Raw genomic sequence first — 10,064 nt, 5'->3', positions numbered from 1 at the left:
GAAATCAAGGGCTTATCAGACCACCCCTACGCCAGTGCTCGATCTCCTACCGTCACTTTTGACAACGAAAACAAATCGACCCCCGGCTGCGCCACCTGTGCGGAAATATGGGGTGAAAAGGGCTTCCCGAAGACGTTTGAAGCCTACCTGGAACAGTACCCGCCTCTGGCCCACGGCGCGAAAAGGCACCTCACACGGCCCTGGGCTCCGGGGCTGACCCTCAGAGAGTTGGCCAAGTTTTCGGGCATGACTCTGTATTTAGTGAATGCAGCCATCGCCAACGGCATGCTGGAAGCCACGCTGCATGGCGGCACCCAGTACGTCTCCAAGACCAATGCCACGCGCTGGAAGGCACGCAATTGCCCGACTGGCAACAACGCCAAATCATGGATCTCGTTGGACACGGCAGAAAAGCAGTATCTTTTCACCCAGTTGGAGATCCGCAAGTTCATTGACTCGGGAGACCTTCAAGCGCGCACCAACACAGAGGGAAACCATCGCGGCGCCGTGTACGTCTCAAAACACCAATGTGGACAACTGCGCGAGAAGATTGGTTTCACCGAAGAACAAGCCGCTTTGCGCGTCGGTGTCTCGGTTGCACGATTCCGGACCCTGCTCGATGGCGCCAACTGGCGCAAGGCCCAGGGCATCCCAATGGAGACGGTCAAGGCAGTCATCAAGCGGCTGGAGTCCCGGGAGGGCTATACCGTGGCGGATGCTGCCGTAGCGCTCAAAACATCAGAGCAGTGGGTGCATGAGCGCATCCAGGACGGCACCATTCGCGTCACGCGGGCGAAATGGGACATGCGGCGGCTGTACATCACACAACCCATGCTGCAGCGACTGGAAAAGGCCATGGCCAGCCCCACTCGGGAAAAGCCGCTTGGCAAGGATTGGCTGTCACTTAGTGCTGGGGCTGGGGAAGCGGGCGTGTCGACCACCACCCTGAACCACTGGGCCGATACCGGAGATCTGCAGCGCCGTCAGACCAACCGGGGCTGGCGTTACCATCGAGAAGCCGTTCGGGCCCAGGCGCGCATCTACTGGGAGAACGTCCGCTTCGTCCGCGCCACACCCCCGGATTGGTTGCTTGCAGAACGCCAGAACCAGTCGGGCATGGCGAGCCCCAAGGCCCGACGTAAAGTGTCAGGCCCGGAAAGCGGCCAGATGTCCGTGGGGCTGCAGGCGTAACCGTAAAAGAAAAAAAACGGCGCATGGCGGCCTGCCTGAAGGCACGGCCAGGCAGTAGGCAACTGTCGAGGACAATGACGAATCACCGCTACAGCTGCGATTCACCAGCGAAAACCGCCGTGAGCAGTCTGCGATGGTTACAAGTATCATTTTAAAATGTGTTACTCAGCTGAAGCCTGGCAGGACTACGACCGGTATGTTCGGGACTATGACGCGCACATCGACATCAAAACTTTCGTCAAGTTGTTCTGGCAGCGAAATGAGAACAGCAAGGTAAAGATGGCGAAAGGCATGGAAGCTGCATTCATGCACCCGAAAACCGGGCCTGAAAACGAAATCCTGACGGCTATTGAGGCATTCCGTACCCAGCAGACCTCCGAGCTGGAACAAGAAGTCTTCAAGCAGCGCCAGCGCCTTGCGGACGCTGAGCGCACCCTACAGACCAAGATGACAAAAGCGGCGACTGAAAGCAAGCGCATCGCCGGCAACAAGATCGAAGGGGCGCTCAAACGATTGTCAGACTTGCGCCGCACCAACCTTGTCGACCAGGACTCGCGGATCTACCCGGGCTATATGGTGCCTGTCATGGTGATGGAGGGCGGACAGCGGGTGATCAAGCCCATGCGCTACCAATGCAGACCCGCCGGCAAGCCCGTGCTTTACGACTTTAGGTACCCTGGAACATACAACGCCAGAAGGGACAACCTGGAAGGCTTCTGGCGCGGGCAGTTCGGAGTGACACATGGTGTCATGGTTATCAATGCGTTTTATGAGCACGTCACCCGGCCACGTCAGGCTACTGCAGTTGGTGGCGAAACCTCACAAATTGAGAATGTCATTCTGAAATTCAAACCTCGCCCTGCCCAGGACATGCTGTTGGCCTGCTTATGGTCCCACTGGACCGGGCCTGACGAACCAGATCTCTTGTCCTTTGCCGCCATCACTGATGAACCACCCGCTGAAGTCGCAGCAGCTGGCCACGATCGCTGCATCATCCCAATAAAGCCTGAACACCTCGATGCTTGGCTGAACCCCGCAAAGGGGAATCTGGAAGCGCTGTACGCCATTCTGGATGACAGGGAGCGGCCATACTATGAGAACCGATTAGCGGCATAGCCCCATTGACGCACACGCATTCCGGCGTATTTTCAATTTGTGGAGACAGGCTATGCCGTTTCCAACGGGTTCAAAACTTCCATTACATACGATTTACGAGGGGAAAACATGGGTGAAGCAAAACGACGCGGAACTGAGGCCGAGCGCATTCAGCATGCGCACGAAAACAGGCACGCAGGCATGTTGCACTTGTCAGTTGCCATTACGGGTACCGAAATTGATCTTGACAGTATCCAGATACTGGATCCTGAGCCTTTCGGGAAAATCACCGAATGGATGATGCAAGGGATGGGCGAGGCACTGAGAACCAAGCGTCTGAATCTGGACTTGTTCATTTCAAAAGCTTGGAAGCAGGAAGACGGTAGTCTGATCGTTCGCTTGATTCACAAGACTGCCATCAATGATGAATTCAGGATTCCCAAGGACAAATGGCAGATGGCCACGCCGGAAGCCCTCAATCGGGCTGGCATGAAGCTGAACACCCCGGAAGGGGCTGAACTGTTGAAAGAATTGGGGAAGTTAGCCAAGGAAATGGAGACCCAGCCGCCGGCGCCAACACCTCGGGATGTGGATGAACTGCTGGATTGTGTTTTCATGGTTATTGGCCGGGAGCCCGCCGGCCTGCACTTCCTGAGCGCAGTTTCCGAAGACAACCCCTACCTTACCAAGGCTGCAGACGCTTGGATTGCCGGTGGTGCGAAGTACCTCACCATTCCACTCGATCGTAAAAATGGCATGTCTCAGCCGCAAATTGAGACGGCCGGGGATGATGCAGCGCTGCTGGGCCTCATAGAAAAGCACATATCAAGGACAAAAGATATGGGCCGTGCCGGATTGAACATCGTCGGGGTTGATGAAAAATCCCAAAAGGCCGCATTCGACTTATGGGCCGACAGGGGCGGAAACGTTCTTCTACGCAAGTAACAAGCCCATCCCACCGCGGGCTGAAAGAGAAAACTCATAGCCACCCATGGACCCTCGTCCTGGACTGGTCTACAGCGCAATACCCCCTGAATTCGCAATTTTGGGGGCTGCAAGCCGAGCAACGCACCTCAATTCGGGCGTTGAGCGGGTTCGAAAAGATGGGCACCACTCCAGAATGGAACTTCACTTCCAAGACGGTTTGATTCCCAATGCGGCCCCCCGATAGCACCCCTTCAAAAGACCGAATAACTTGCGCCCGGGTAGCGATCTGCGCTCTGCCGGAACGTTGGTTATGCGGCGTATGTACGGTGACCGCATGAGCTTCATGTCAGGCTATCGGGATGACGCCTGCCGGCACCGAATCACCCAGTACGAAACAGTCCCTGTGCACGCCATGAAGGCCGGCAAAGGACCTTGTTTCGGCGCTGCGCTATGTGTGGGCCAATTAATAGTCCATTGACAGAAGCGGGTTTCATGCGAATCTGAATTGCAACCCCAATCTGAAAACCAAAATGAGCAATACCCGCCACACAGCACTCGCCAGGATTCCGGATCGGATGTCCGCGGCGAGCTACCTTGACCTCGTCGCTAAGGGCGCAATAACTCAGTCAGGCACCAGTGCATCCGACAAAACCTCCAAAGGCGCAACGCGCGCCAGCCCCGAAGAGGATCTGCACCGTTCCTGCTTCGAGTGGGTCGAATTATTGACTCCCCGCCATCCGATTCTCAAGTACCTGGTACACGTCCCCAACGGCGGCGCCCGCTCGAAAGGCGAAGCCGGAAAACTCAAGGCCATGGGCACCAGACCCGGCATCCCAGATTTCGTTCTCCCGCGCGCCCGCGGCTGTTGGCGGGGCATGGCCATCGAGCTCAAGTCCGACACCGGACGCCTTTCGGACGATCAGAAGTTCTGGCTTCAGGGGCTGGAAGCGGAAGACTACCTGGTGAGCGTGTGCCGTTCGCTGGACGACTTTCAAACGCTGGTCCTGGCCTTTTTGAACGGTCAAGCCACACCTGCCTGCGTGGAGCGAGGCTGGGATGCATCAAACGTGGAACCCAAACGCTTGGGAATGTCATATCAATCTGAAGGAAAGGATGCACAACATGGCTGAAAAACATGAGCGCCGTTACGCGGAATACGTTGCTTACCTCATCGTCACTGTCATGGCAGTTGGGATATTGATGAGCATCTGGCTTGCCGTCAGTTCACCCTCCGCGTTTTAAACGCTTGCCCATCGCAAAAAATGAACAATACGAGCCCTCCCTCCCAGATTCAGTCCGATGGGCTGCGCTACAAAAACAAGACAACCGGAAGTCCCTACGGCCCAGGTATCGGCTTGTCGCTCAGCTGCATCAAGTGCGGCCAGCACCGACCTCGTTCGCTATTGTCAGTGATGCGCCTCGCCGGCGCTGTCCACTACAAATGCACGGGCGGGTGCAATGCCGGCGCCTCCGTGGCTCCAGCTGACGCTGAACGAAAGGACCCGGGTCTTGGCTAACAACACGTACTTCATTGATGGGAAGCGGATCGATCAGCAAGATCGATTTGGCGACGGCTCCCGATGGTTTGAGATGATGCTGTTGCCCGACCAATCCGAAGTGACCGGCCCTTTCACGCCGGTGGAGTTCGCTCGTCATCGAGCCTGGGCCCTTGATCCAGCATGGGCAATACGGCATGCGATCCACGTTCCGATGCAGGACGCCAATGACACCTACAACGGTGGGTTTTGGCCACAAAAGCAATGCGAACCAGCCGATGTGATCGCTTGCGGTTTGCAATTCGGGCGCCAGTACCGCGCTTGCGTTTTCAAGTATTGATGGAAACTAAGGAAATGTTTGGTATGCCTGTTGAGCAGATCAACGCACATCTTGGGGATGACATGATGATGCGCGTTGGACTCCCCAACAAAGGCGGGCGCCTCACCTTCCATGCCTTTAACGAAGGCTACCCGGTCATGGTCAGCGCCAGCGCATTCTGGAACCCTGCAACATCGTGCTTCCAAATTCCTGATGCCTGCAATTTGCATGAACTCGATCTAGCTCTTGATTCGGCTGGGTTCACAGCCATGAAACTCTGGAAGGCAAAAGGGGCCCAGCCAGGGATCGCCAACGTCTTTCCGTGGCGCTTAGAACAATATGTCGAACTGGCATCCCTCATGGGCGTGAGTTGGTGGTCTCAGCCCGACCTGTGCTGCGAACCCGAAATTGCATCAAGCCAGGCGGAAATTGACTACCGAATCGACGCGACGGCAACTCTGCTCGAAGGCACGCTACGAATGGTCTACGAGTGGCAGAACGCCTTGGCGCGATCCTGCACGGCAACGGTGGTCGCCAACATGATAAAACCACCGGTACCGGTTCTGCAAGGATGGAGTTCTGGGGACTATCTGCGCAGTCTTGACCTCATGATGCAGGTCTGGGAACGCTGGCAGCCATGGCTTGCCGCACCAGCGCTGATCGGCGTTGGTTCGATGTGCCGGCGCACGCTCAAACACCCAAGCCACGGACTTCATGCCATTTTGGCTTCCCTCGAAGGACAGTTGCCTGCGCAATCGCGCTTGCACCTCTTTGGCGTCAAGGGCGGATGCCTGTCTGAGTTGAAGATGTTGGATTTCGTCGCCTCGGCCGACTCGATGGCATATGACTTCGGCGCGCGCGTAAAGGCCCACCGCGCCGGTCGATCCAACACGGTCGCGCATCGCACAGCAGAAATGACCCGCTGGATGTCCGCGGCCGCTCAGCGAATTAAACCCGCATTTGGGGATCAATTCCGGCTTGATCTGTTCGCCTGAAGACGCAATAGCTGATTGCTCAGCATCACATGGGCAAAGTAGAAAAAGGAGTCAGTTATGAGCGCAAACCCGCCCAACATCGCCACCATCCCGGACGGAACAAGGCTCCCGCAACCCAGCGACATTGGCGAGCTGGTGGACAGCCTCAACCAAGCCGATTCCAACCCTCGGCGAACTGTTGCGGCCGTCGCCGCACGTGCAATGGAAGAAATGGTCGAGTTGTGCCTGTCAGCTGGACTGAATTCCGGCGATATCTTGTCATCTGTGGCTGACGCTCTGGCCAACCAGGCGATGAAACAGGGATACGCCCAGGGCTACACGGTCTATCCAAGCGAAATATGCGCTGACAAGACTCGCCGCGGCCTTGTCGGGGAACTTGCTGATGTTCGTCTGCTCCTTAAAGACCTGGAATACGTGGCCAAAGTCCAGGGGGAGCCTGATACGGCAGAAAAGAACGTATTGCAGGAGCTGCAGCAGGCCAAGCTGGACGGGACGCTCTACCTTGACATGCAGGGCACTATGCGCCGCCGTAAGCCGCATGTGAATGGCCAGGGCGGGACGCGCAATGCCTGATAGTGTCGTCCTTGATGTTGCGGCTGACCCGGGAGCACTCGGGAACAAGCTCGCCGGCGGGCCCAGGCTGTGTACTACGTCGCCCCTGAAGGCATGATCCAGCCCGAAGAACTGCCCAAGGAAGTCGGTTTGTTGGTGGAACACACGCCCGACCAGTTCAAGCTGGTAAAGCGGGCACGCAAAAACAAGGTGACGCTCCAGCCCCATCACTTTCTGAACCTCATTCTGAAACCCGGCCATTACCCTGAAAACTACCGCATTTAAGAACCAACTCATGCTTCAAAAACTCAAGGCCCTATGGGCAAAACCAGTGCCTGTTTCGATAGAAGACCAGAAATTCGATCAAATCATGGGCATTGCCAAAAGCATTGCCAAAAAGTCGCCCGGAGCCCTTCGTGAGCTTGTCCGGGCCTTGCTCCTTCCCCTACAGGCTGAGCATATGGTCGCCGTGGCTGAGCAGGTGCAACACGATGCGCCGGCTGAAATCAGGTATTGGGATTTCTTTTTCCGGATAGAAAACTCGTCGGACTACTACTTGCGAAGCACGCCAAGGGAGGTGCTGACCCTCGGACGTGATGTGCTGCTGCCGACTGTTTGGAATCGCTCCCGCTACTTTAATGCGCTGGCATTGATTGGTACGGGCAAAAGTCTGGGGCCGTGGAGCCAGGATGAAGACAACCACAGTGTTTCGCTCCTGCTGCCATGGCGCATCGGCTTCGTAAATGGGGGCAACCACTCCATTACTGCCGGCATTCTGATGAGTGAGGGCGAAGTTGTGGCCTCCGAGGTCTTTGACATGACCGCGCTCTTGCAGCGGGTGCGTTGTGACGGCAAGACTTATCGTGATATCGACACGAATCGGGTTCTGGGCGAAGTGACCGACGCAAGACGTGCGGCCGTCTTTGAGATTGGCCGCTTGATGCTAAATGCTGGTCTCACTGCCGACTCTGCAGCTGTCAACAGCCCACTTTAAGTGTCATTTCGAGCATTAAGGCTAGCAAGCAACAATGTTTGATTAAACTAACATATAGCTAGTAATGTTAGATTCACTTAACAGTTATAAGCATTGAATTTAGTCAGGTCTAGTGTTATATTTGTATAACATTATCCACCAACTGTTAAATGCAATGAACACGCTGAAAAGCATCGCAGAGAGCCTTCGCAAGGGTCGCAAGGATTCGAGCGACGTCGATTTGGCCTCTAAAACCGGGCTGACCCGCCAGAGCGTGAGCCGCGCTTTGAGTGGCGATCACAACTTCACCGTGACCACGTTGCTGGCCATCGCAGAGGCCAATGGGCAGGAGGTGGTGTTGGTGCCGCGCGACGTGGCCCGCGCCTTGTCGGGAAGCAACCAGCCCCCAGGCCAGAGCGTAGCCACGATGACAGACGAACTCAGGCGCCTGTAATGCTCAACGTCGAAGTTCTCAACATCTTCCTGGACGGCCGGCCCGCCGGCAAGCTCTTTCGCTTTGCCAATGGCACCACCAGCCCCATTGTCCGTTTTGTGGCTGACGATGACTTTGCCGACGACCCCCAACAAGCAACCCTGTCGGCCAGCATGCGCGCCCGCGATCCGGCGCAGCAGTCCTCCCTGTGGAAAGACATAACTGCCCCGATCTTCAATGGCATGGATGGAAAACTGCCAGTTTTCTTCCAGAACATGCTGCCCGAGGGGCTGTTCCGCACGCACCTGGCCCAGGAGCGCGGCTGCAGGGTGGATGATCACTTTGCCCTGTTCGCAGCTTCTGGACTCGATCTACCGGGCGCGGTGAAGGCATTGCCGGCCGAGCTTTCCCGCGAAGAGCTGGCCCGCCTGGTCACGCAGGAGAACGATGCGCTGGAAATGTCGGTCACCGCGGACCCACTGCCGCTCGGTGTCTCGATTTCCGGCATGCAGCCCAAGGTGGGCCTGATCGAGCAGGGTGGGCGCTACGTGGCGCGCAAGCGCCATGGCGTGACCCGCATCATCGGTAAGCTGCCCCAGGTGGATCGGCCCATGCTGCCCGAGGTAGAGGACTTGAGCCTGTCGCTGGCACAGGCGGCGGGTGCCAATGTGTGCGAACACAAGCTGGTGTCGCTGCAAAAGCTGGATTTTGAGCATGGCTACACACTGGGCGGCAGCGGAAACTTCCTGGCCGTGACCCGCTTTGACCGTGAAGGCGCAAAGCGCATCCACTGCGAGGACTTTGCGCAGGCGTTGGGCGTGGACCCGCTTAACAAGTACACCGGCGCCACATATGCGGCCATGGCCGGTTTAATGCTCCGCTACCCTGACAGTCTGGGTCTTGGTGCGGTGCACGAAATGCTGCGTCTGATTGCGATCAATGAGCTGATGGGCAACCTGGGGTGATCGTATTTTTGGTGCGGATTGATACGGTTGCTGCGGAAATCCGTCGAAAAATCAACAACTTGCAGAAAGCAATCAATTGGATAACTCGATCTCTCGAAAGTCCTTGATACCAAAGAACTTTTCTGGTCAAGGCGCACCTTTTTGCACCGAAAGTACGATCACCCCTCATCGGGAACCGGTGTCGGCAAAAACTGGCCACGCACATCGCGGCGGGAAAAAATGGCGCGATAGACAGCATCGCGTGCTTCGTCTGCAAAGGCGTGTGTTTCCTGGATGGCTTGCGCCGGCATTGTTTTCATGACATTCCCCTGGTGTGAAAATAAATGCGCTGCCTGGCCGTGCAACTTGATGGTTTTCCAGGCCGGTCTTCTGACTCGGATTCATCTGAACCAGGCACCTTCCCGGCATACGCCAGTGGCATCAAGCCTGGGTCATCCTCCTTACAGCGTTGGGCACGTGGCGGAATCACACCGCCTTCCCGATTCTCCTGTCGCCTTGCAGCGACGGGCACCTGAAAGCCGCCATTATCTATGGTGAAGCTGTAAACTCAGCGTGTTGGTGCTCGCGGTGTGGTTCACATGCCGCAGTTCAACGGGAAGCAGGAGGGGTTGCCGTCAACCGCAAACCTAACCTGCGCTGCCCCCGCAACGGTAAGTGGACGAATCCTCCCGCGATTCCGCTTCCATCACGGCCACTGAGCGTTTGAACATGCGCTTGGGAAGGCGATGGAGGTTGTTCCACCAGCCCGGATACCGGCCAACAAGGTGGTTGCACGCTCTGGCGGGCAACCGTGACGCTCATGCACTGTCGGGGACGACGGTGAGGGCTTTTGCTGGAGGTTTCCACTCATGAAAACTTGTATTTCCAGTGCGCGCCGGTTGGCATTGCCATTGGCCTTTACGCCAACTTTCCTTCTTTTTTCCAAATCCAAATCCAAATTCAAACCGTCGAGGCAACTCTCCTTGAGGGCACGGTGACGGCGGCGGCTGCTGGCCCTGGCATTCGCCGGACAGGCGCAGGTGTTGCTGATGGACGAACCGATGGCTGATCTGGATCCGCCGCACCGGCATCATGGCCCAAGGTCGCGTCACCCATCAAGGCCGTTGCCGCGCATTCGC

11 protein-coding genes, 2 pseudogenes and 2 riboswitches are annotated in these 10,064 nt (G+C 56.8%); of the genes and pseudogenes, 12 read left to right on the top strand and 1 reads right to left on the bottom strand.

Annotated elements, in window-relative coordinates; genetic code table 11:
• The 11 genes and pseudogenes from ACFQND_RS07880 to ACFQND_RS07830 form a co-directional block, all read left to right on the top strand.
• Window positions 1–1,191 (top strand): annotated as a pseudogene (locus ACFQND_RS07880) (hypothetical protein); the annotation flags it as partial.
• Window positions 1,192–1,347: 156 nt separating this feature from the next.
• A complete protein-coding gene (locus tag ACFQND_RS07875) occupies window positions 1,348–2,307 on the top strand; it encodes an SOS response-associated peptidase family protein (protein WP_371437453.1) in 960 nt (319 codons plus the stop codon).
• Between the two features lie 108 nt (window positions 2,308–2,415).
• Window positions 2,416–3,231 (top strand): hypothetical protein, encoded by an 816-nt coding sequence (locus tag ACFQND_RS07870; protein ID WP_371437454.1) that lies wholly within the window; start codon window positions 2,416–2,418, stop codon window positions 3,229–3,231.
• A gap of 512 nt (window positions 3,232–3,743) precedes the next feature.
• Window positions 3,744–4,343, top strand: a complete 600-nt coding sequence (locus ACFQND_RS07865; protein WP_371437455.1) for a VRR-NUC domain-containing protein — start codon at window positions 3,744–3,746, stop codon at window positions 4,341–4,343.
• 379 nt (window positions 4,344–4,722) lie between these two features.
• Complete coding sequence (locus ACFQND_RS07860) at window positions 4,723–5,049, top strand: hypothetical protein (protein ID WP_371437456.1); 327 nt, start codon at window positions 4,723–4,725, stop codon at window positions 5,047–5,049.
• A complete protein-coding gene (locus ACFQND_RS07855; protein ID WP_371437457.1) occupies window positions 5,049–6,023 on the top strand; it encodes a deazapurine DNA modification protein DpdA family protein in 975 nt (324 codons plus the stop codon). The genes ACFQND_RS07860 and ACFQND_RS07855 overlap by 1 nt, the downstream gene beginning before the upstream one ends.
• A 57-nt stretch (window positions 6,024–6,080) precedes the next feature.
• The gene (locus ACFQND_RS07850) at window positions 6,081–6,596 is read left to right on the top strand and encodes a hypothetical protein (RefSeq protein ID WP_371437458.1); all 516 of its coding nucleotides are present in this window, start codon (window positions 6,081–6,083) and stop codon (window positions 6,594–6,596) included.
• 69 nt (window positions 6,597–6,665) lie between these two features.
• The gene (locus tag ACFQND_RS07845) at window positions 6,666–6,860 is read left to right on the top strand and encodes a hypothetical protein (protein WP_371437459.1); all 195 of its coding nucleotides are present in this window, start codon (window positions 6,666–6,668) and stop codon (window positions 6,858–6,860) included.
• Between the two features lie 10 nt (window positions 6,861–6,870).
• Window positions 6,871–7,569 (top strand): DUF6710 family protein, encoded by a 699-nt coding sequence (locus tag ACFQND_RS07840; protein WP_371437460.1) that lies wholly within the window; start codon window positions 6,871–6,873, stop codon window positions 7,567–7,569.
• A 154-nt stretch (window positions 7,570–7,723) separates the two neighbouring features.
• Entirely contained in the window at window positions 7,724–8,002 is a 279-nt protein-coding gene (locus tag ACFQND_RS07835) for a helix-turn-helix domain-containing protein (protein WP_371437461.1), read from the top strand.
• Window positions 8,002–8,946 (top strand): type II toxin-antitoxin system HipA family toxin, encoded by a 945-nt coding sequence (locus tag ACFQND_RS07830; RefSeq protein ID WP_371437462.1) that lies wholly within the window; start codon window positions 8,002–8,004, stop codon window positions 8,944–8,946. Before ACFQND_RS07835 ends, ACFQND_RS07830 begins: the two co-directional genes overlap by 1 nt.
• Before the next feature lie 158 nt (window positions 8,947–9,104).
• On the opposite strand, the gene ACFQND_RS07825 is transcribed toward ACFQND_RS07830, so the two are convergent.
• Window positions 9,105–9,245 (bottom strand): hypothetical protein, encoded by a 141-nt coding sequence (locus ACFQND_RS07825; RefSeq protein ID WP_371437463.1) that lies wholly within the window; start codon window positions 9,243–9,245, stop codon window positions 9,105–9,107.
• Window positions 9,246–9,288: 43 nt separating this feature from the next.
• Window positions 9,289–9,476: riboswitch (cobalamin riboswitch) on the bottom strand.
• 9 nt (window positions 9,477–9,485) lie between these two features.
• Window positions 9,486–9,721: riboswitch (cobalamin riboswitch) on the top strand.
• A 202-nt stretch (window positions 9,722–9,923) separates the two neighbouring features.
• Between ACFQND_RS07825 and ACFQND_RS07820 the strand changes: the two are divergent.
• Window positions 9,924–10,013: pseudogene (locus ACFQND_RS07820) on the top strand (ABC transporter ATP-binding protein); the annotation flags it as partial.
• Between the last annotated feature and the right edge of the window lie 51 nt (window positions 10,014–10,064).

The organism is Polaromonas aquatica (assembly GCF_042659145.1).
In the GTDB taxonomy this organism is placed as follows: domain Bacteria; phylum Pseudomonadota; class Gammaproteobacteria; order Burkholderiales; family Burkholderiaceae_C; genus Polaromonas; species Polaromonas aquatica.
This window is presented reverse-complemented; position numbering and strand designations above follow the sequence as displayed.

Coding starts and splice junctions, on each gene's coding strand:
- ACFQND_RS07875 (WP_371437453.1), top strand. CDS start 1,348: ATGTGTTACTCAGCTGAAGCCTGGCAGGACTACGACCGGTATGTTCGG.
- ACFQND_RS07870 (WP_371437454.1), top strand. CDS start 2,416: ATGGGTGAAGCAAAACGACGCGGAACTGAGGCCGAGCGCATTCAGCAT.
- ACFQND_RS07865 (WP_371437455.1), top strand. CDS start 3,744: ATGAGCAATACCCGCCACACAGCACTCGCCAGGATTCCGGATCGGATG.
- ACFQND_RS07855 (WP_371437457.1), top strand. CDS start 5,049: ATGGAAACTAAGGAAATGTTTGGTATGCCTGTTGAGCAGATCAACGCA.
- ACFQND_RS07850 (WP_371437458.1), top strand. CDS start 6,081: ATGAGCGCAAACCCGCCCAACATCGCCACCATCCCGGACGGAACAAGG.
- ACFQND_RS07840 (WP_371437460.1), top strand. CDS start 6,871: ATGCTTCAAAAACTCAAGGCCCTATGGGCAAAACCAGTGCCTGTTTCG.
- ACFQND_RS07835 (WP_371437461.1), top strand. CDS start 7,724: ATGAACACGCTGAAAAGCATCGCAGAGAGCCTTCGCAAGGGTCGCAAG.
- ACFQND_RS07830 (WP_371437462.1), top strand. CDS start 8,002: ATGCTCAACGTCGAAGTTCTCAACATCTTCCTGGACGGCCGGCCCGCC.
- ACFQND_RS07825 (WP_371437463.1), bottom strand. CDS start 9,245: ATGAAAACAATGCCGGCGCAAGCCATCCAGGAAACACACGCCTTTGCA.